19 protein-coding genes are annotated in these 22,058 nt (G+C 44.0%); 9 read left to right on the forward strand and 10 right to left on the reverse strand.

Going from position 1 to position 22,058, the window contains the following annotated elements; translation table 11 throughout:
* Positions 1-17 precede the first annotated feature (17 nt).
* Positions 18-1,070 (reverse strand): FecR family protein, encoded by a 1,053-nt coding sequence (locus ABIB39_RS14870; RefSeq protein WP_354430950.1) that lies wholly within the window; start codon positions 1,068-1,070, stop codon positions 18-20.
* A gap of 133 nt (positions 1,071-1,203) precedes the next feature.
* On the opposite strand from ABIB39_RS14870, the gene ABIB39_RS14875 reads away from it, so the two are divergent.
* From ABIB39_RS14875 to ABIB39_RS14895, 5 genes are all read left to right on the forward strand, one after another.
* On the forward strand, positions 1,204-1,791 hold the full coding sequence (locus ABIB39_RS14875; RefSeq protein WP_354430951.1) for an RNA polymerase sigma factor: 588 nt from the start codon (positions 1,204-1,206) through the stop codon (positions 1,789-1,791).
* Positions 1,792-1,924: 133 nt separating this feature from the next.
* Positions 1,925-3,508, forward strand: a complete 1,584-nt coding sequence (locus ABIB39_RS14880) for a flavin monoamine oxidase family protein (protein WP_354430952.1) — start codon at positions 1,925-1,927, stop codon at positions 3,506-3,508.
* Positions 3,509-3,541: 33 nt separating this feature from the next.
* Positions 3,542-4,708: a pyridoxal phosphate-dependent aminotransferase gene (locus tag ABIB39_RS14885; RefSeq protein ID WP_354430953.1), complete on the forward strand. Its 1,167-nt coding sequence runs from the start codon at positions 3,542-3,544 to the stop codon at positions 4,706-4,708.
* A gap of 92 nt (positions 4,709-4,800) precedes the next feature.
* On the forward strand, positions 4,801-5,781 hold the full coding sequence (locus ABIB39_RS14890; RefSeq protein ID WP_354430954.1) for a Hint domain-containing protein: 981 nt from the start codon (positions 4,801-4,803) through the stop codon (positions 5,779-5,781).
* A gap of 182 nt (positions 5,782-5,963) precedes the next feature.
* Positions 5,964-7,166 carry an MFS transporter gene (locus tag ABIB39_RS14895; RefSeq protein ID WP_354430955.1) on the forward strand — a complete coding sequence of 401 codons (1,203 nt, stop codon included), beginning with the start codon at positions 5,964-5,966 and terminating at the stop codon, positions 7,164-7,166.
* Here the strand turns inward: ABIB39_RS14895 and ABIB39_RS14900 are convergent.
* From ABIB39_RS14900 to ABIB39_RS14920, 5 genes are read right to left on the reverse strand one after another with little or no spacing between them, the layout of a single operon-like run.
* Positions 7,163-8,011: an HvfC/BufC N-terminal domain-containing protein gene (locus ABIB39_RS14900; protein WP_354430956.1), complete on the reverse strand. Its 849-nt coding sequence runs from the start codon at positions 8,009-8,011 to the stop codon at positions 7,163-7,165. The genes ABIB39_RS14895 and ABIB39_RS14900 overlap by 4 nt on opposite strands.
* Positions 8,004-8,924 carry an MNIO family bufferin maturase gene (bufB, locus tag ABIB39_RS14905; RefSeq protein ID WP_354430957.1) on the reverse strand — a complete coding sequence of 307 codons (921 nt, stop codon included), beginning with the start codon at positions 8,922-8,924 and terminating at the stop codon, positions 8,004-8,006. The genes ABIB39_RS14900 and bufB overlap by 8 nt, the downstream gene beginning before the upstream one ends.
* Positions 8,925-8,939: 15 nt before the next feature.
* Positions 8,940-11,030, reverse strand: a complete 2,091-nt coding sequence (locus tag ABIB39_RS14910) for a ferritin-like domain-containing protein (RefSeq protein WP_354430958.1) — start codon at positions 11,028-11,030, stop codon at positions 8,940-8,942.
* Between the two features lie 32 nt (positions 11,031-11,062).
* Entirely contained in the window at positions 11,063-12,631 is a 1,569-nt protein-coding gene (locus ABIB39_RS14915; RefSeq protein WP_354430959.1) for a hypothetical protein, read from the reverse strand.
* A 56-nt stretch (positions 12,632-12,687) separates the two neighbouring features.
* Positions 12,688-13,353, reverse strand: coding sequence for a hypothetical protein (locus ABIB39_RS14920; RefSeq protein WP_354430960.1), 666 nt, complete (start codon positions 13,351-13,353; stop codon positions 12,688-12,690).
* A gap of 322 nt (positions 13,354-13,675) precedes the next feature.
* Here ABIB39_RS14920 and ABIB39_RS14925 point away from each other — a divergent pair, with 322 nt between their 5' ends.
* From ABIB39_RS14925 to ABIB39_RS14940, 4 genes are all read left to right on the forward strand, one after another.
* Complete coding sequence (locus ABIB39_RS14925; protein ID WP_354430961.1) at positions 13,676-14,272, forward strand: hypothetical protein; 597 nt, start codon at positions 13,676-13,678, stop codon at positions 14,270-14,272.
* A gap of 8 nt (positions 14,273-14,280) precedes the next feature.
* Entirely contained in the window at positions 14,281-14,940 is a 660-nt protein-coding gene (locus ABIB39_RS14930) for a hypothetical protein (RefSeq protein ID WP_354430962.1), read from the forward strand.
* A 98-nt stretch (positions 14,941-15,038) separates the two neighbouring features.
* On the forward strand, positions 15,039-15,692 hold the full coding sequence (locus tag ABIB39_RS14935) for a sensor histidine kinase (protein WP_354430963.1): 654 nt from the start codon (positions 15,039-15,041) through the stop codon (positions 15,690-15,692).
* A 2-nt stretch (positions 15,693-15,694) separates the two neighbouring features.
* Positions 15,695-16,348: a response regulator gene (locus ABIB39_RS14940; protein ID WP_354430964.1), complete on the forward strand. Its 654-nt coding sequence runs from the start codon at positions 15,695-15,697 to the stop codon at positions 16,346-16,348.
* Here the strand turns inward: ABIB39_RS14940 and ABIB39_RS14945 are convergent, their stop codons facing one another.
* The 4 genes from ABIB39_RS14945 to ABIB39_RS14960 all read right to left on the reverse strand — a co-directional run bounded on the left by ABIB39_RS14945 (position 16,349) and on the right by ABIB39_RS14960 (position 22,013).
* The gene (locus ABIB39_RS14945; RefSeq protein WP_354430965.1) at positions 16,349-16,672 is read right to left on the reverse strand and encodes a hypothetical protein; all 324 of its coding nucleotides are present in this window, start codon (positions 16,670-16,672) and stop codon (positions 16,349-16,351) included. It abuts the gene before it with no gap.
* Between the two features lie 96 nt (positions 16,673-16,768).
* Positions 16,769-17,458 carry a diguanylate cyclase gene (locus ABIB39_RS14950; RefSeq protein ID WP_354430966.1) on the reverse strand — a complete coding sequence of 230 codons (690 nt, stop codon included), beginning with the start codon at positions 17,456-17,458 and terminating at the stop codon, positions 16,769-16,771.
* Between the two features lie 156 nt (positions 17,459-17,614).
* The gene (locus tag ABIB39_RS14955; RefSeq protein WP_354430967.1) at positions 17,615-19,657 is read right to left on the reverse strand and encodes an alpha-amylase family protein; all 2,043 of its coding nucleotides are present in this window, start codon (positions 19,655-19,657) and stop codon (positions 17,615-17,617) included.
* Positions 19,658-19,691: 34 nt separating this feature from the next.
* Positions 19,692-22,013 carry a glycoside hydrolase family 95 protein gene (locus ABIB39_RS14960; RefSeq protein ID WP_354430968.1) on the reverse strand — a complete coding sequence of 774 codons (2,322 nt, stop codon included), beginning with the start codon at positions 22,011-22,013 and terminating at the stop codon, positions 19,692-19,694.
* Between the last annotated feature and the right edge of the window lie 45 nt (positions 22,014-22,058).

Here is a 22,058-nt window from a genome sequence, read left to right on the forward strand (position 1 = left end):
TAAGTATAGTTTAGTTTTTAGAATACAAGTGTTATAGTGCTGCCATCGTGCTTGTAAGTGAATTTGTTTACAAAGCCAATGGCATCAAGCACATCGGTTAAGCTTTTATTGTTAAACTGGCCGGTGAACATAATCTTATCTGCCTGCTGCTCATCAGCTTTGATTTGTACGCCGTAAGTGTTGGCAATTTTGGCAGCGATATCAGTAAAATCGGCATTGGTAAATATCAGCCTGCTATTTCTCCAATTTTGGATTTCAACCTGGTCAAAGCCCGATTTTATAAAGCTGTTATCACCCTCAGCTAAAACAACCTGTTGGCCGGGAATCAGGACCTGGTCGGCAATTTTTGATTTTGCGTGGGTGGATTCGACTCTAACCTTACCTGTAGATAGCATTACACTTGTTGTTTTTGCATCGGCATAACTGCTCACTTTAAACGAAGTACCTAATGCAGTGGTAGCAGTTTTATTGGTGAGCACCACAAACGGGCGGGTTTTATCTTTGGTGACTTCAAAAAATGCCTCGCCGGTTAAAAGCACGTGGCGATTATTCTTATTATAATCATTAGCTATTTTTAGCGAACTCGATCCGTTTAGCGTTACTGTTGTGCCATCGGGCAAAACCAATATTTTACGGTTGCTAAAGGTAGTTTGACCTACGGTATGATAGTTGTTATTGGTTACCTGGCTATATAATACCGCGCCCGAAACAGGTGTAGTGTATTTGTATAAACCATAGCCAATGGCAAGCACTAATAAGGTAGCGGCAACGGCAACGCGTGGCAGCCATAAACGGCGAACATTGGTTGCCTGTGTCGATTTTGTTTTAAGCTGTTCGGCTGCTATGGATGCTTTTAGTTTAGCAAGGGCCTCTTGTTTTTCTTCTTTATTTATCTTGATGCTAAGCAGCAGGCAAAGTTCTCGGGCATCGGCAATTTTCTTTTTTAGCAGTGGTTGTGTTAATATGACGTTTTCCCAGTGCGCTTTATCGGCATCGTTAAGGTCATAACAATAATTAATAAAACTCGTATCCGTTAAAAAATCCTCGATATTAAAATTTAAGTAGTCCATTAAGTTGGTATTTACACACAAGTGCGAAAGAATATTTTTTTTTACTAATACTTTTTAAAATTATTTACAAAGATTTTATATACCTTCATCATTAAGTTAACAAACGGATGTAAACCGCTTTGGGATCAATTAGATGAGCATTAAAACAGAACGCGTAAAAAAAAATTGGGGGTTGCTTGTACAGGGCGATCAACAAGGCCTTTACGCCTGTTTTGATATTTTTTATGACGACCTGTACCGCTTTGGCGTTTGCATGTATAAGAACCCCGAATTGGTAAAGGAAAGCATCAACAACCTGTTTATTGAACTTTGGAAGATTCAGGACAGGCTATCGTCCGTGCAAAATGTACAGCAATATGTACTTACCATATACAAGCGCATCCTTTACAAAACTTACCAGCAATACAGCCGAGATACTTACACCACCACCTTAGAAGAAGCCGAAATAGAAGCCGGCGCAGCCGAACAGCCTTACGAAAATATTCTGATTGCCAGTCAGCAGGACGAGATCACCAAAAAACGCCTTCAAAAAGCCCTAAACCAGCTTACTCCCCGCCAAATTGAGATAGTACAAATGCGCTATTTTGACCAGATAAGTTTCTGCGAGATAAGCGAGCGCACCGGCCTTACCGAGCGCACCATTTACAACACCCTTCATAACGCGATTAAAGTGCTGCGCGATGTGTTTTTGCTGGCAATGATCGTAAGGTTATTCGTTTAACACTTCCCTACCTTTTGATAATAATGTATATTAACTTAGTGGATATTATCATAATTAAAATATATACTGCCATGCGTTATTAAACTGAAAATAAATTATCTTTAGCTCACTAAGCACTTTACAACAATTTCTTTTGAAAACTATTAGCCGACGAGATTTTTTAGGCAAGGGCGCTATGCTTGCAGGCGGCACCTACCCCGCCATGATGGCTTTAGGCTTATTGCGCCCCGCCCCTGCACATGCTTTTAACTTAGAAGGGAATGGTAACGGCAAACATGTTGTGATACTTGGGGCCGGTTTAGCAGGCATGACCAGCGCTTACGAACTTACCAAACTTGGCTACCGCTGCACTATATTAGAGGCCCGCCAACGCACCGGCGGCCGCTGCTGGAGCATCCGGAATGGCAGCACCCAAACAGAAAAAGACAAACCAACCGCTACAGCAAAGTTCGACGAAGGGCAGTACTTTAACGCCGGTCCATCGCGAATACCACACAACCACGAACTTACCCTGCATTACTGTAAGGAACTCGGCGTGCCTATCCAAGTATATAATAATGTAAACGAAGGCGCGTATTACTTCGCCGAAGGCAAAGGCCCACTCTCCAATAAAAAGATAAAGGTACGCGAAGTGCATAACGATATTCGCGGGTACATGAGCGAGATGCTTGCCAAAAGTATCGATCATGGCGGCTTGGATAACGCACTTACCAAAGAAGATGCCGAAAAGGTGATCGAGTATCTTAAAGCAGAAGGTGGTTTGGATGTAGACAAACTATATAAAGCATCGGCACGGCGTGGCTATACCGAAATGTATGGCGCGGGCGATAAACCCGGTAAATTCGGGGACCCTCATAAATTGGCAGATTTGATCCACTCAGGTTTTATGGATCCCGATTTTTATAATGTTGCCGAATACACCTACGAGTTGCAAATGACGATGTTCCAGGCGGTTGGAGGGATGGATAAGATAGCATCGGCTTTAGAGAAAAAGATAGCCCCGTTTTTAAAGACGGGTGCAGAGGTTACCGACATTACCAACCTGCCCGAAGGCGTAAAAGTTTTATATACCGATGCTACCGGTCAACACGAACTAAACGCCGACCTGTGCATTTGCACGCTCCCCCTGCCGGTACTAAGCAACATCAACCACAATTTCTCGGGCGACGTTAGCCGGGCGATAGATTACATAGGATACATACCGACAGGGAAAATTGGCTTGCAGTTTAAGCGCCGCTTTTGGGAAGAGGACGAGCATATCTATGGCGGTATCACCCATACCAATAACGACCTTACGCAGGTGTTCTACCCATCTTATGATTACCTGGGAAAAAAGGGAATCCTGATCGGTTACTATAATTTTAATGAGAAAGCGCAAAAAATTGGCGCCTTAAACTTTTCCGACCGCGAGAAATTTGCCCTTGAAAAAGGCAGGCTGATCCATCCGCAGTATTACAAGGAGTTTGAAAGCTCGTTCTCGGTAAGCTGGCATAAAACCAAATATAGCCTTGGCGGCTGGGCGGTTTACAATACAGATACCCGCAAAAACCAATACCCGGCTCTACTAAAGCCAGATAAGCAGGTTTACTTTGCGGGCGAACACTTAACCTACTTAAATGCATGGATGGCCGGCGCGTTCGAGTCGGCACGGAGCACGGTGGCTGCCTTGCATGCAAGGGTAAACGGGCAACAAGTACAATACAAGGCACAACAATAAAACGGAAAACTAAAAAACTAAAATACCTTCACAATGACAAACTCAATTAACCGCAGAAACTGGATCAAGTCCAGCGCATTTGTAGCCGGGGGACTGGCTTTTTGTTCGGGCACCATCAGTAAGTTGTCAGCTATGCCTAAACGTATGTTAAAGTCGCCGGGCGTGCTTACCGACCGGGAAGTAGCAGCCGCTGCACCGTTTGACTTGAAAGCAAGGTTGCTGGCTAACGAGAACCCGTTCGGCCCCTCGCCTGCGGCTAAAAAGGCCATTGCAGATTCGCTTGATAAAAGTTATCAATACCCATTTATGTTGGGCTCACAGCTATCGGGTAAGATTGCGAAGTACGAGGGTGTGGCAATGAAAAACATCATCCTTGATTCCGGATCTACCCCGTTGCTGCACGCCGCAGCTATATGCTATACCAAGGGTGGCAAAAGTGTTATAACCGGCGACCCCTCATACGATGACCTGCCCACCTACGCCGAGGAGTTTGACGGCAAATGGGTGAAAGTGCCGCTTACTGCCGGCTATAAGTTAGACCTTGATGCCATGGAAGCCAAGGTGGATGCCAATACCGGTATGGTTTACATTTGCAACCCCAATAACCCTACAGCTACGGTGGTAGATACCGAAAAACTTAAAGCCTTTTGCGACCGTGTATCTAAAAAAACAATGGTATTTGTGGATGAGGCCTATATAGATTACCTGCCCGACCCACAAAGCACCACCATGATCAGTCAGCTGAAGGCCGGCAATAACATTATTAAAGCCCGCACCTTTTCTAAACTTTATGGCTTTGCAGGTTTGCGTTTGGGTTATGTGATCGCGCAGCCCGAAACCATTAAAATATTGAAACAGTACGGAAGCGATGGATTTAATATCAGCAGCACCACATTGGCTGCCGCTGTAGCCGCTTACCAGGAAAAAGACTTTTTAGCCGAAACCTTGAAAAAGACCAACGAATCTAAAGAGTATTTATATTCGGTTTTAAAGAAAGAGGGTTATACCTACATCCCGTCGTCGGCTAATTTTGTGATGTTCCCGATAAAAATGGATGGCAAAAAATTCAGCACCGAAATGTTTAAACGGAGCATAGGCATCCGCGACTGGAAACTGAACGGCCAGGATTGGTGCCGAATCAGCATAGGCCGCATGGACGAAATGGAAGCCTTTGCCGCCGCATTTAAAGAAATATCTTAATTAAAAAGAAGCAAGAGTTAAGAAGCAAGAGCCAAGACAGAAATTTTAAAAGGTCTTGTTTCTTGCCTCTTATATCTTGACACTAACAAAACATGCGTAAACTAACCATAACATTACTACTTGCAGGCCTTGCTTTTTGCAGCAATGCACAAACCGTAACACCACGGCCACTAACCATGGCGGAATATACCAAGGCGCAAACTTTTACCATTGCCGACCTGGACAAGGACACCTACGTAAAGTTTGAGAACACCTACGTGCTTGACAGGTACGAAGGCCGCAAACCCTACTTTATTACCGGCAGCGATGGCTTAAAAAAACGCATCGATCTGTATAAATTGGTCGCCAAAGAGGGCATGCAAGAAATTGGCACCATGGTTTTCTACACCAACGAAAAGGGGAAATTATACAAAGTCCTCGTCCCGGATTTTACGGCAGATGCCAAAGTGTGGGAAAAATACTTCGAGGATATCGATAACATCAACAAAGTAGAAACCAATTTTATCCTAAAGCTATCATACATCCTGTCGAAAGAGCTTAGCTTTCAGCAATATAAACTACTAAACGGCGGCAAGGATATGAAGGATGAATCTGCTACCTATGGCAATGATATTTGTTTCCCGGGTGATGAATTGGTAACAATGGCAAACGGCGCTAAAAAGCTTTTAAAAGATGTTAGAAGCGGCGATGAGGTAATTACTATTGACCCTGCAACCAAAATTGCATCTGCCGTAAAAGTTAAAGAGCTTACCACCCACGATGCTAAAAACTACGCTTTAACAAAGCTGGTGCTTGTATCGGCACAAACAAAAGGCAATAACATTACCCTAAACAGCAAAGTATTGCAAGCTACGCCAAACCACCCGATGCTAACCAAACAAGGCAACCGAAAAATAGGCGATATTGGCATTGGGCAGCATGTACTTTGCCTTAACGAGCAAACCGGCAAGTACGAAAGCTTTACCGTTCTGTTAAAAACAGAGTATGCCGGCGGCAACCAAAAAGTTTATAACATTGTTGCCGATGGTGGCACAACTGTAATTATGAATGGCGTGATGGTGCTGCAGAAATAAGCTCAATGCTTTATAAAACAGGAAAGGGCTTATTAAATAAGCCCTTTTTTTGTTGTAAACGGTAACACACTTTGTGTTTTCTGGTCCACCTCATATTTTATCCACACTGCTGATGTTTAAAAATCGGCAGGTGATTTTTTGTTGCAATTTGGTACACTTGCCAAATATCTACTATTCTACGTATGACCAAACCGGCTCCGTCTATTTATAACTTACATTTCGCGCTGGTTTGTTTAAGCTCGTTACTGTTTTCGGCAAGTTTTAATATGTTGATCCCGGAGTTACCCTCCTACCTTACCAGCCTTGGCGGCGGCGAGCACAAAGGCCTTATTATTGCATTATTTACGCTTACCGCAGGTATATCCCGCCCATTTAGCGGCAGGTTAACAGATACCATTGGTCGGGTGCCCGTAATGGCTGTGGGTTCTGTAGTTTGTTTTATTTGTGGTTTTTTGTACCCTGTATTAAGTACTGTTTCGGGTTTCCTGTTTCTTAGGTTATTGCATGGTTTTTCCACCGGTTTTAAACCAACGGCCACCGCGGCTTATGTAGCAGATATCATCCCCCGCGAACGCTGGGGCGAGGCTTTGGGGCTGCATGGCATTTGTTTTAGCACAGGTTTAGCTATCGGGCCGTTTATTGGCAGTACTATCAGGCTATACTTTTCGTTGAACACCCTTTTTTATACGTCATCCTTTTTAGCGCTCATGTCTATCATCATATTGATGAACATGAAAGAAACACTAAAGGTAAAACAAAAATTCACCCTGTCCATTTTAAAGATCTCGCGTAAGGATATTATCGCGGTAGAAATTTTGCCTGCCGCTATTGTAACGCTATTATCATACGTTGCTTACGGCGCGATATTAACCGTAATCCCCGATTGGAGCGGCCACTTGGGTATCATGAACAAGGGTTTATTTTTTATGGTGTTTACCATTGCATCGTTGCTTATCCGTTTTGGGGCGGGAAGAGTATCTGATAAATACGGGCGTATAAGCGTTATTAAAGCAGGCTTGGTTTTGCTGGTCATATCACTGATAGTTATCGGGTATGAAAAAACATCCATGGGGCTATTGGCAGGCGGTGTAATATATGGTGTGGCAACCGGCATCCTCTCCCCTGCCCTAAACGCCTGGACGGTAGACATGAGCCACCCCGAACACCGCGGAAAAGCAATGGCTACCATGTATATCTCATTAGAAGCAGGCATCGGCTTAGGCGCGTTGATCTCAGGTTGGTTTTACCAGGATGTTATTGGAATGGTGCCACGCATTTTATATGCCACGGCTGCGGTTAGCATGTTGGCTATCATCTACATGATGTTCCGTTCTAAAACATTGCAGAAGCATAAGGATGATGTACTAATGGAGTCGGAAGTTTAGCCAACCACTTGCACAAACCCGCATTTACGGAAATACGGCAACCATAAGTAAGCGTCAGCTAACAGATTAGCCGTGGGGATATTTTGACTTGCACTGAGTGTGGCGATAGCATCGTACAAATTGGTATGGCTCTTACATTCCTGCAATAGCAGGTATTGGATTTGAGTGATCTCATCAAGCACCACCCTGTAATTTTTCCTGCTGATGGCCATGTAGGTTTTTTGCGGCGATGGCAATTCATACTCCTCATCGCGCAGCACGGCTTCAAAAAATTGCTTCATGGGAAGGTTTAACTCCAGTAACTGTAAACATTCGGGGATGCGGATATTCAGCGTGGTAGCGAACATCTGGTAAACATCAGCCGGGTTGGCATCAACGGCTTCTTCTTCTGTCCCCCGTGCACGCATGGCAACCTGCCTGGCACGTTCGACCCGTGCTAACGTTGCAGGGATGTCAAAAGCGCTGCTATCTTCACCCTCAGGTAATTGCGGTTTGGTTTTATCCAAAAAATCGGGGAATTTTTCGCCAAGATCATACAAAGTATAAGATGTAGACGGGTGGTACATGAGGTAAGCCTTCGCAAAGCTATCAAACAACTCATCCCCCATAAATTTTTTACTGATGGCATAATCTGCATACATGCAATCCAGCAACCTCATCATGTAGCCGGAGCTATAAACGTTTAAACGGGAATGTACCGAAGCGATATCGTTATCAGTTACTACATCATGTTCGCTCAATTGATAGGTGTGGTTAGCGAAGCCTATCTTCTGATTAAGGAAGCCGGGCGCCATCACCACGGTGCGAAGCCAGTTTTGCAGCATTGCGGTATCTTGCTTAACCATTTGATGCCTGTAACTGAAAACCGACCGGGTTTGATACCGGCAAATGTGGTGAGCGGTAAACCCCTTCCTGCGGGATATTTCCTTTTAAAACTTCCTTAGCTTTAAAAAGCTCCTCAAGCAATTCGGGATATTCGGGGATCCTGGCATCCCATTCTAACAAGGTACTTACGCCGCCTGTTAGGTTATATGCCTGGTGAAACAGTTCCCAGACTTTTGATGGAACGGGTTGGTCGTGCGTATCAATTAGCAAATCGCCGCAATCTGTTGGGCCGGCCAGGTGCATTTGCACAATGCTTTCATTGGGCAGATTGTCAATGTATTTCACCGCATCAAAGCCATGGTTATGTGCCGATACAAAAACGTTATTTACATCGAGCAGTAAACCGCAGCCGGTCTCTTTAGCCAGGGCAGATAAAAACTCCCACTCGGGCATGGTTGATGCTTTAAATTGCAGATAAGTGGAAGGGTTCTCTAATATCAGGGGGCGCTTTAAATAATCCTGGATCTTTAAAACACGTTCGGCTACATGGTTAAGGCTTTCTTCGGTCATGAGCATAGGTAACAGGTCGTGCGTGTTGGTATAGGCAACGCCTGTCCAGCACAAGTGGTCAGAAATCCACTCGGGTTCAATAGCTTCGGCCAGGGCTTTCAGCTTTTGCAGGTAGGTGTAATTGATTGGGTCGGTACTACCAACGGATAAAGACACACCGTGCATTACCACCGGCACTTGCTTGCGCACATGCATCAACACGTGTGTTGCAAATCCAAAATCATCCATAAAATTCTCACTGATGATTTCGAACCAATCTACCCCCGCCGGGTTATTGAGCAGGTAATTAAAATGCTTGTTTCGTAAACCCACGCCAAGGCCCAAATTTGGCAGGCCCAGGCGTGGTGTAGTTTTAATGCTCATGGCAAAAATTGTTTTTTAGGTTGATGGTGGGAACGCCAAACGCAAGTCGCTTGGTTTTGGCTTTTCGGGAACAGGTACGCCGCGTTTTTTCAATACAGCGGCATAAGCATTCCAGGCCACATCATAAACCAGGTCGCCCTGTGCGTAATCAACTATTGCAAATGGCGTTGGTTGGTATTTTGGTTTTGGGCCAAAGTCATTCAACTGCATTTTGTATTCGTTTGGTGGAGAAATAGATGGATACATCTGCGAGGCCGACATAGGCACGGCGCAACCACCTAAACCACCACATGCGTTATCTGATGGCGGGCTGTACGGCGATACCTTATCACCTTTAGCCTTCAGGAAAGTATTATTTGCAGACGAGCCGCAACCACCACCGCCACCTGTAGATTGTACAAAGCCGCAACCGCCTTCGCCCTTACACTCATTAGAGCTTTTACAAGCGTGGAATAGTTGTACAGGCGCGCAACTTGCAGGGTCTTTTACTATATCCTCGTCAAGGTTTAAGCCCTGGCAGGCGTGGTATAAATGTTCGTTTCGGTTCAAAGGTGGGTAATCCTTTGAGGTTACACCTAACGATAGATCCGGGATCTTGCCAAATACCGCCCAGCAGATAGACAACCTATCGCCCGAGCCACCCATTGATGGATAAGGGAACGCAGTTTTAGGGTTTTGGAAATAATCGTTCAATACCCGGGTAACACCCGCTATAGCACCCGTTGAGGCACGGCTAAACAAGTCGTAGTTTTTGCCATCGGCATCGTTTAGTTTTAAACGGTTAAGCGCCCCGGCAATATCTCCAGATAATGGCAATTGCGGGTAAAGTGCGGGGTTATATGCCTTGGTTTGCAGCATTTCTGGCGTCCATTTGTTGCCTTTTGCATGCCATTGGTCCCAGGTTTCGATCTTACCGCTTCTAACCAGCTCTAACACAAAAGCGAAAGTTTCGTAATGGTCCATTTTACCAAAGTGGCAACGGGCCTCCGCTTTAGCCGAATCTTCATCGCCACCTTTGGCATTATATGATGGGTATTTGGCGCGCAGCACCGGGCACTTAGGCTGAAACATATCCTGCACAGCCATTAAAGTTAACGGCGTTTTTAAATTACGGCTTTTACTAACACGCTGTAAGATCTCGTCGATAACACCACCACCTTCGCCTTGGTCGGTAATACCATTTATCATGTTCAGTACATCATGCAGTGCTTTTTCTAGATCGCCGGTATTGATGCTGGTTGGCATATACGGGTACTCGTCCTGGCTTGTTTGTGTTGGATCCAGCCTGCCGGGATTAAATACTTCTTTTTGAATAGCGTACTCCAGCTTCCTGTTATCGCCACCTTTAGTTGATACCGCCTGCGATTTTTCCAGGCCTTTTTTGTAAACTATCTCCCAAAGGGTAGTGCCGTCAACATATTCAATAGACAGGTAGTTCCATAATTGCAGGTACATATTACCTATCGATCCAAACATCGGTAAAGGCTCGCCTTCTTTCCAGTTATTGTAGGGCGCCTTTTCTTCGTATTTAGCTTTTTTATCTTCGCGGATATCTGCTAATGCAGCTTTTTCTGTTTGCTCGATGGCCAGGAAGAGGTTACACTGGTCTTTATCCATCGGCCCCAGTTTTACTTTGATGTGAGTGCTTTTAACAGTATCCTTAAAATCGAGGATGCCCGGCAGTACAGATGAATCGGGCGTGTAGCATTTCCATGCGTAAGTTTTCTCGTCCTGCAAAGGCTCGCAAGTGAATTTAGGATCGTAGCCCACTACTTTCGCCAGGTTGGAGATGATCTGCAGGTGTAGCATTTCAGCAACAAACACACTGAACACCGCGTTAAATGCCTGCTCATTCTCGTTTTGTGGCTTTGCCGATGCTGCCATGCCCGGCCAGGTACGGCCTTCGTAAAAATTGCTTCCTTTGCTGTTCATCTCGTGCATGCCCTGTAGCGAGTAAAGCGAGGTCATGTACAGCGGGATGGTAAATAATTCGACATTGACGGCCGACTGCACCATGGCGTGCAATGCTTTTTCGTCAATATCCTTGTAAGATACCGGCCGGCTTGCCAGTCGGTTATCATCAGTAAACAAGAGCGTTGTTTTCATGATAAGGTTTATTTAAGGTTTATGGGTTTAAGTTAAGCTATTTTTCCTTCCGAAAGTTTTTTTAATGCAGCTATGCCGGGCAGGAACAAATACAAACTGCCATCGGTACGGATAAAGCGCTCCAGGCCATCTATTTTTTTGTATTGCGACGGCTTGCTATTGGCATCCAGGTAATCAAATTCGTTATAAGCTTGTATGCTATCATTCGGGGGGCCAAACAATGGGTCGAACCCGCTGCTGTTACGGCTGGCATCAGGCTGGCGGAAACTGTTACGGATTATCCAGTTTTGCATAATAAATTGAAACTGCGACGCCAGGTTAGCACAGATGAACAAACCCACCAGGCCACGTTGCGTATCGGGGCATTCATCTTCCTTGTAGTCAGGGCCGTAAGCACCTGCCCTGCGCATTATCCTGCGGCTTTCGGCGTAGTTTGGTGTACCGTCAAGATTATCCTGGTTGCCGGTAACCATATTATCATCTCTCGGGTTGGTACGGCGGATGTGGGCAGCATAGGGGCATAAAGCACCTAATGCATCATTTTGCTTTACCCCCTGCTGGTTTTCGGTATGGTTTAGATAGTTAAAATTGGTGTAATCAAAATCTTTAAGTTTAGGATCCGGGCCTTCCGGCGAAACCACCAGCGGGGTACCGTCAAACCAGCGCCCGCACATTTTTGCCGCAACAAGTTCGGGGCTTACACCTGCTGTTTTATTAATAAAAGTATTAAAGGCCTTAACATCCTGGTAAAGTAACCTAAAGGCAGCAAAACTACCGTTTAATATCAGGGGGTGCGCACGGTAATTAGGTACAGTAGCTTTACCATCAAAATACTTGGGGGTGATAACAAAGTTGTAAGGAGGTACAATAGGCCTGTCGTCAACCGTGCTTACGCCAAGCAGCATCCGTTGCGATTTCGTGTTCCATGGCACCTTACTAAGCCTCGGTTGCGAAAAGCTATCCTTATACCCAAAGTGGATATAGTTTTGGCCGGTTAATAAAGGGTTTGAATCTTTTGAGAATGCTAAAGCCAAAGCAGGCACATTGTCTTTTAAAGGGATCATCCCCAATAATGTGTTGTAGCAGCTTTCGCGTTCCTTATCGCTTTGGGTGTAAATGCTTAATTGAATGTGGAGGTCAGATCCATCAAGTTTGGGGTCAGCAGGTAGTTTCCACCCTTTAGATCTTTTCCACCATTTTGCGGGTGCGCTATCTTCCTTGTCGCCTATCGCATCGGCATTGAGAGCAGCACCACCGTCATATAAATTAAACAATGGGAAACTACCGTTTTTCACTGTAGTATAATCATCTTTATCGATCAGCATTTTAAACCCAAAGCTTGTAATACCAATATTTAAGCAATAGGATGGTTTAACCTCGTTAGGCCAGGGCGCGGCCGAAGTTATGTTAAGCGGCGACCCGCTTCCGGGCAACAAAGCAGACAAAAATGACTGAGCACCAGGTAGGTTAGTGTTATCAATGGTCAAAACCAGGTAGCGGATGTAATCGAAATTATAGCCCCGTAGTATCAGGCCCTGTATATCGTTAAGTTGCAAAGGTGGGGCAGTGGGGTCTGCAACATCATTCAAATATGTACTCATTGTAATTGGGTTTAACAAGTTAAAAATCCCCGCTTAAGCGGGGATCGGAATGATATTTAGCAGGGTGTTGGCGGGGTTGATTGCTCGTAAGTAATATCAGCCGGCGGGAACGGCCACAAATCCGGCGCATCGGGATAATTCTGTAGCACCTTGCCTACTGTTAACCCAGGGAAAGTTACACCAAGTGTGTACTTGTAATTAGTATCTGCAGGTACTTTCGCAGATGCAGGGATTGTTGGGTCGGCAAAGTTATAACGCATTAACAGGCAATTAAATGCATCAGGATTTTCGGCTACGCCACCATTTGCTTTAATAGAGATGGCAGATGTAGGATCTGATGCCGGGAAGATACCCGTTTCGTCCATTGCATTAACAATTTGATTTAAACCCCAGGCAATAACCGGGTTTGTTACAAACGAGCTGATGTACGGCGCAAAATCGGCGTCATAAAGCGATTGCACCACAAGCAGGTCTTTACCCGGCATGGTTTGGAAACTTGTTACAGGCAGGCCGGGTTGGGGGGCCTGCCCGTCAAGCAAATGGTAAAACATAAAAAAATGCACACCGGTTGCAGCGCGCGGGTCGGTAATGTTTTTAATTTCAGTTTGCAGACTGCTAAGAGCCTGGCTTACAATTGCTGGTGATGTTTTCTTTTTAAGCGGCATAAAAAGAAACAGCATGTGCTGCTGCTCGGCAGCAGGGATACTTTTGATAGGGTCCATTGTGATATTGGTTTAGGTTGTTTTTATACCTACTCTTTTAAAGGCTTTTCGGTAACCGCCATTTGTATGATCATTAATCAAAACGCGCGTACACATATCCCATCCCAAATGCCGGCGTTAGCAAGCATAGATATTTTAGAGCGAATGCCCGGATCATGCCCAAAAGCTATAATCTCTGAAACAAATCTCAATTATAAATAACGTACTCTATAGGGTAAAAACAGCTTTTTTTGGCCTTAGTTTAAGTGGAAAAAAGGCAAGGTATTAATTTGTATATCCTATTATAAATAATCACTTTCGGTAAAACTTAAATCCGAACACTATGACACTTAAAAAAACCTTGCTTATTGCAGCCGGTGTGGTATTGGCCTTTAGCGCCTGCCAAAACCAACATGCCGACCTACCCGTTAATGCCGGTGGCGGCACCCCGTTCAATTACGATAGCTTGAGCTACGCACAAGCAAAACAGTACGTTACCAATTATGAAAAACGTGCCGGTGTGGTAGATTCGACTTACAAAGACAAAGACGGCAGAATGATCGCAAAAAAAAAGGCGGATTCGCGATGTGTCTGGTTCAGTGCCCAGCGTTTACAAACCCTGCTTGATAAAATCAAAAGCGAAGGCGGTGATGGAATACGTTTTTATTACGCCACTTATGATAGTATTTATCCGAAAGTAATTGGTAGCAATACTCCACCGAAAATGTACTGGGGTTACAACACGCTTGTTATGGTATCAACAAAAGACAGCACCAACCAAAAAGAAGAGAAATTTCACCGCGATTATTTCACCAGCAAAGCTAAAGGGTCTGATAAACCTGTGTTAGGTTTTGTAGTAGGCGGTACTCCTGAGAACCGCGGCGAACTTTGCCCTCCGCCAAAAAATTGTAACGACATAGGTGCTCTGCTTATCCCTTAACAGTAATAATGATATTTTTAACCTTTAATACAGTATCAGAGTTTTTATGCCTTGTAACAGCGGTTGTTTTCTTGCGTAAAGAAAAAAGCCTTGCCTGGAAGCTATTTATTCCTTTTTTACTGTTAACCTGTTGTGTTGAGGTAGCCGGCATTTACATCCGCGAAATTATGCAGGTGCGCAACTACCCTATCTATAACCTGTACCTGTTGTTTGAGTGTGGCTTTACCAGCTATTTCTTTTTCCACTTGTACAAAGCATATCGCTACAGGCCAATATGGTTATTTACCTGGTTAAGCTTGTTTACCGTTATGTACGCTACCGACCTGGTATCACATAACGGTAAACTATTTGCCGGAGATACGGCAACGGTAATGTCGGTAATATTTGTACTGGCAAGCCTTTACTTTTACTACCTTAAGCTAAAAGATGAGCATTTTGAACCACTGGTTTACTCGGCACCGTTCTGGTGGGTTGGCGGTACGCTGTTCTTTTATTTTGGCAGTACCGTCTGCAATATTTTTTTTTACTACCTATCTATGTACGAGGTAATTACCTATAGCCGGTCTATGAGGTATATTATTTTTAACGTGCTGGATGTTACGATGTACATTTTCTGGTCATACGCTTTCTTATGCAGATATCTTCAAAGGAAATCATCTCCCTTATAGGGCTTACGTCGATCGTATTTTTAATAGCGCCTTTGTTTTTGATCCTGTATGTACTATCGTATAACCGACGGAAAAAAAGACACCAGGAGGAAACAGTTATGCTTCAAAAAAACTTTGAGACCGAACTTTTAAAGACGCAGATGGAGGTACAGGAGCAAACACTTAAAACGGTTGCTTACGACCTGCATGACAATATTGGGCAGCTGCTAAGTTTAACCACCATCACCCTAAGCTCGATAAACCTCGATGACAATAAAAACACAGCCGAAAAGATAGCTTTGGTAGAAGACCTTACCATGCGATCTATCAAAGAAGTAAAGGCTCTCTCCCGTTTACTGCATGGCGAAGAAATTGTAAGCCGCGGTTTAAAAGCAGCTATTGAATTTGAGCTGGAATGGTTAAAAAGATCCGATAAATTTTTGGTGAACCTTGAGCATAACAATGTACCTTTTAATAGCGATACCGCTAAGGAGACCATCCTATTCAGGCTTTTCCAGGAGATTATAAACAATATTATCCAACATGCTAAAGCGACAGAGATAAATATCAAATTAGAAGGAGCCGTAGACAACTACAAACTAACCATCAGCGATAATGGGATGGGGTTTGATGTAGAAGAGATATTAGCGCGCAAGGCAGGTATGGGCCTGCATAATATTATTAAACGAAGCAGTATGATAAACGGTAACGCGTCTATTGTTTCAACGCCGGTAAATGGCACAACCATAACTATAAACGTACCGTACAAATAACTATGCAAACCAATAAAATAAACATTGCAATTGTTGATGACCATACCCTTTTTCGCCAGGGGTTGGCACACTTGTTAACCGAATCTAACGAGATAAACGTTTTATTTGATGCCGATAACGGTGCCGATATGATCAAAAAACTTTGCGGTGAAGTAATGCCCGAAGTAATATTGATGGATATTACCATGCCTATTATGGATGGGTATGAGACAACCAAATGGCTTAAGGATAATCACCCGGAGATAAATGTGCTGGCGTTAAGTATGTTTGAGGAGGATAAACCGATCATCGGGATGTTGAAGAGTGGTGCAGGTGGATATATGCTTAAACAATCTAAAGCTGCCGACCTGGTGAGTGCCATTAAAGGTATAGCCTCGCAATCATTTTACATTAACGAACTGGTATCTGGCAAATTACTACGTAATATCCAGAATAACCAACCGGTGAAAAATGCGCCAATTGGCCTTAACCCGAACGAACTTAAGTTTTTGGAATTATGCTGCTCAGATCTTACCTACAAGCAAATTGCAGATATGATGAACCTAAGCCCGCATACCATAGATAATTACCGCGAGGCCCTGTTCCAGAAATTTGAGGTAAAATCAAGAACAGGCCTGGTAATATCAGCCCTAAAAAACGAGCTGATAAAAATTTAATTAAGATGCTGTAACTACTGTTTCAGTTTTTTTGACAACCGGTGTAGTTTTTGCTTTCGCGATTACAGCCGGATTTGTTGTTTTTGGGGCTTCTGGCGCTTTTTGCTCATCTGCTTTAACTAAAGTAGCAGTGTCTATTTTGATATCTTTAGCAAATTTCTTAGCGAGTTTTTTGGCTTCTTTCTCAATCTTTTTATCTAATTTTTTAGATGCTACGCCAAACTTAGCGGTTGCTTCTTTTAACTGGGCAACAAGTGTTTGATGTAAAGATTTTTGAGCGTTTTTTTTTGCTTCTTTAACGAGAGGTTTAAGTTTGTTTTTCATGTATCTATCTGATAATATGTGCAAAAGTAGGTTACAGTAAGGTTAATTCAATATTATCATTATGTTAAGCACAAGCAAGTTAGTTAACATTGCATGTTATAACAATTTTTTGTCCTTGCCCTTTTGGTCCAGATCGGATATAAACTCGGTTAGTTCTTTTGTAAAACTATCCAAAGCAATAGCCGATTGTTGCATATAGCCCACCAATCTTTTCAGCGTTGCCGGTTTACCCATAAATTCGTCAAGAAGGTACGAAATACCTAGAATATTGGCTACCGGTTGGCGCACCTTATGATGCGTCATAAACATCATTTCTTCGAGGCCAACTACATATTCCCTTAAAAATTCTTCTGCTTTTTTGATTTTGTTGTAGGCGGTTATCAACTCTGCAGCCCGCTTTTCCTTCTCTTCGTTTTGATAGATAAGTTCGTTATTGGCTACAATAAGTTCTGCGGCGCGCTTCTCCTTTTCATCATTTTGAAATACAAGTTCAATATTTGCCACCTTAAGTTCGGCCGCACGGCTTTCTTTCTCGGTATTTTGAAAGATCAATTCAGCGTTGGCAACTATCAGTTCTGCAGCACGTTTTTCCTTTTCCTCATTTTGGTAGGCAAGTTCTTTGTAAGTGATGATCAGTTCTGCAGCGCGTTTCTCTTTCTCTGCGTTTTGAAACTCGAGTTCTTTATTGGCAATCGCCAATTCGGCCGCACGTTTTTCTTTTTCCTGATTTTGAAATATCAGCTCTTTATTGGCCGCAAGTAATTCGGAAGCGATGATATCAGGCATTAGTATCTAATAATATTATAGCAACCCTACGGGAAAACCAGCCGGGAATAACTCAATGTACGACATATAGTTATATAAATAGCCCAATTATCGCATAATAATGCATTACATAACGGTTACAGTTCATTATTAACTGTAACGGCCTGCCCGATTTAGTTACTTCGTCAGCTTTAATTTATACAAAACAGCATCAGCACCATTCAATTGGAATTGCAAGCTGCCTGTAGTCGCTATCGCATTATTTTGAAGGATTTCTTTAACGGTGGTTATTTTAGACAGATCGATACCTAAGCGTTCGGCTGATACATCAAATGCTTTAGCCTCTTTACTGTAATTAAAAACGGCCAAATAAAAGCTATCTCCCACTTGTTGGGTAAAGATCTCTGAAGAGCCTATACCTGTGTTACCCTCAACCGGGCGGAAGGATTTGCCATTTTTTACCAGTTTTAACAATTCCGTGTTTTGGTAGTAGTTTTTGACGCGTTCTGTCCATTGGCCATTAATAGAAAGGTCATCACCCGATATCCAGGTACCGGTAACCAGCGCCGATAGCAATCTTGCACGGTTTGCGCCAATGCTTTCATCGTTAAACACCACGTGGTCGGCATCCAGGTAATTGTACAAGTAGGTTTGCCACCAACCGTAGCTCACGCTATTAAGGGTATATTTTGTATTCTCGATAGATTTAAACGCGTCGCAGGCAATCCGCCTCATGTGAGCGTAACGGCCCGTAGCCATACTTGGCGAGATAGCGGCATAGATCAGCATTTGGCCGCCAAGCTGATCTACCAAATACTCCATTCCTTTGCGGTAGGCCTGCATACCTGTAGTAACGGTTGGGTCGTAAAAGCTATTGGCCTCAACCGCAGCATGGCCCAAAAAGTCTATCTTGATCATTTTAAAACCACAAGCTTTTAGCTTGCCGATGATGTAAGCGATGCGTTTCTGCGTACCGGGATGCGTCGGATCTATTGCCCTTGCCCCATCTATATCGTTGTAACCTTTTCCAATTTTAGTCCAAAGCTCACCGAAGGTATAGTCGCTACCATCAACTTTTCGGTTTGGACCGCCGTCGTGGCCCCAATCGGTAAATGGCGCCCAGTAAACACCCGGCTCGAGGTCTTTAGCTTTGCAATGGTCTGCAAATGCTTTTAACTGACTGTAATCCCCATTATGCACCATATTATCCCAAAAAGAATCAAGGCCGATATACGCCGTATTCCCTGTGCGGAATGCCGGGATGCTATCGGCAAAAAAATCGGCTACTTTGGTAATCTTCTCTGGCGTAAGCTTTTCCTGGATCACGCCCCAGCTATTCCAGCCTACGGGTGTGGGTTTTGTCCAATTGAAAACATAAGGTGGCTCGGCAATGCGATTAGCCTTACCATACTCTTCCATTCCACCACGCCAATCGTTAAAATAGCCCATAAAAATATTGGGGGAAGTGACTGTATTACCGCTAACAGTGCCATGCTTTATTTTATCACGGGTTACCGCCTCGGCTGTGTATCCGCCCCAAACATTTATATGGTTGGATGCCGGGGTTTTTTCCATATCTACACCCGTTTTCCAAACCTCATGCTCAACGGAACCAGCAACTATCCCTGCGCGACTTTCGTTGGAAAACACCGAACTTACTTCGGAGCTGACGCCGTTTTTATCGCCAAATGATCTTGAGTTATAACTGATAAAGGTATCATTATCAAAAGGCACAAAAAGTGAGCGGACATCCCCTCCTTTTATATCAGCAAAGTCCCCGTTAACCGGCGACATATAACTGGTTTTAAGCAATTTGCCTGTAAAACTAATCTCGGTAATAAAGTAGTTTTTATTAGTATATGTATAAAACACCTGCGCCATTTGCGGCATGCCTTTACCTGTTAGCATTACCATATTTTTAAAACCCTTTCCAAAACCGGTTTGGATAGCAACTTTACTGTACTTCCTAAGCCGGTATTTTTTAGAATTTAGCGTATCGGCGTTAACTTTTGCTTCGGCATAAATATCTGTAAATGCCTGTTTCCCGGATTGTATTACATTATATGTGCCGGTTTTTAAGTTATAATCGATATGCCCGTTTGAGCCGAAATCCATGATAACGACATCAGCATTTTTCGACTTTTTTTCACTCGCTTTCGCATAGAAAACGACGACAGAAAATATGATACAGGCTAAAAACCTGCTGTAGATTTTAAACATTCTTTTAGGTTTATAAAAAGTACAAGATAGATGACTACGCTTTTACCGTGTTAAGCGTTTTAAGCAAACCATTCATCTTTACTTTAACTTTACGATGCAGTGGCGAAGTTATACGGCAGCTGGTCACCTTGCCCTTTTTCCAGGAAAAATCAACAGTGTAGTTACCACGCGCTTTCATGCCTTTTACTTCACCAGATGTCTTCCAGCTATCAGGTACTGCGGGCAACAATTCGATAAAACCCGCGTGGCTTTGAATAAGCATCTCGGCTATACCGGCAGTAGTACCAAAGTTGCCGTCTATCTGGAATGGTGGCCCTGCAGAAAGCAGGTTTGGATAGATGCCACCGCCCGAACCGTAATTAATATCGGTACGCAACGTAGGTTTCATGATCTCGGTAAATAGTTTAAAAGCCCTGTTACCATCGTGCAGCCTTGCCCAAAATAATAGCTTGTAGGCAATTGACCAGCTTGGCCCGTCATCTCCCCTAACTTCTAAAGTTTTCTTGCAGGCCTCGGCTAATGCAGGGGTACTTTCCGGGGTTATCAGCGATGCAGGATATAAGCCATACAGGTGCGAAATATGCCTGTGCTGCGGGTCGGTCTCCTGGTAATCTTCCAGCCATTCCATCAGGCGGCCGTCTTTGCTAACCTGCCCCGCGGGTGGTAATTGTTTTAGTTTGGCCGCAAGGTCTTTGCGTAAGGCTTCGTCCTTACGTAAAAGTTTCCCGGCGGTAATTACATTGTTGAATAACTCGCGAATGATCTGGTTATCGATGGTTGGTGCTACGCAGATGCTGGCGGTTTTGCCGTTGGGCAGGTAAAAGCTATTCTCGGGCGATGAGGATGGCGAGGTTACCAGCCAGCCCGTTTTCGCATCGCGCGTAAGCATATCGCTATAAAATTGTGCCGAGCCTTTCAGTATCGGGTAAATGTCGCGCAGATAGCCCTTATCTTCCGAAAACGCATAATGCTCCCAAAGGTTATTACACAACCAGCCCGAACCGGATTTGGTTACCCCCCATGACGCGCTCTCGCCCGGTTCCGTAAATCCCCATACATTGGTAATTACGTGGGCAACCCATCCATTTGCGTTATAATAAGCTTTGGCCGTGCGTTCGCCGGGCTTTACCATGTCCTTGACCAGGCGGGCAAGTGGCAGATTAAGCTCCGACAGGTTTGACACCTCCACCGGCCAATGGTTCATCTGCACGTTCACATCCAGGTGATAATCGCCGTTCCATGGTGTGTTGATTTGGTTTGCCCATAAACCCTGCAAATTGGGCGGCAGTAAGCCAACCCGGGTGCTACTGATGCTTAAGTAACGGCCAAACTGGTAAAACAACACAGGCAAAAATTTATCGGCATTTGGATTTTTATGAAAACTGATGAGGCGTTTATTAGTCGTTTCATCAACTGCACTCCCCTCACCCAAATTTAAGTTAACCCTTTTAAATAGTTTTTGAAACTTGGTTATGTGCTGCGCACGCTCGTTGTCGTAAGTGGCTTTTAACGCTGATGCCAGTTTATTATCTACATTTTTCCTGTAATCGGCACCTCTAAAATCGGTACCCGCTGATATATAAATAATAACCTCGGTAGCGTTCTTAACCACCAGCCGGTTATCATCATGGCTTAGGCGGCCACCGGTTAGCTGTGCTTTAACTTTTGTTAGATATTGCATGCCACCCTTATCCGTACCGCTACGAAGCTGACCATACATTTGCAAATCGCCATCTTTTTCGATAGTTATTGAACGCTCCTCGCGCGACAGTTCAATGATAAGGTTTAGCTGCCCAGGTTTACTTGCAGATAGTTTAATGATATTTACATCGCTGCCGAAACTTGTAAAATATTCGCGCTTGTATCTAACGCCGTTAAGCGTGTAAGTACAGTTGGCAACGGCATTATCGAGCGATAGTTCACGTTTGTAATTGACAGGTACGCCGTCATTGGCGTAGTTGAATTTAATTTTAAGATCGCCAAGTACCTGGTATTTGCCAAACGGCTCACTACCCGATCCAACTCCCTTGCAAATAAAATTCTTATCTATCAGGTCCTGCGCCTCGTTGTTTTTCCCTTCTGCCAATAATTTGCGGATCTCTGGCAGGCTTTTGTAAGCTTCGTAGTTATTAGCATCCTGTGGGGCACCGCTCCAAAGGGTGATGTCGTTAAGCACGATATGTTCTTCATGCAGGCCGCCATCGGGTGTCATACCTAACCGGCCGTTACCTAATGGCAAAGTTTCTTCCCATTGCGCGGCGGGCTTATCATACCAAAGCTTTAATGGTTTAGTTTGCGCATTCGCGGATGCATTTACTAAAAAAATAAAGATAATAAAGTATAAAGATCTCTTCATTGTTGTCAGGCTATCAAACACCGCCGAATAATCAAATTGAAATTC

The sequence above is a fragment of the Mucilaginibacter sp. UYP27 genome, from assembly GCF_040547175.1.
In the GTDB taxonomy this organism is placed as follows: domain Bacteria; phylum Bacteroidota; class Bacteroidia; order Sphingobacteriales; family Sphingobacteriaceae; genus Mucilaginibacter.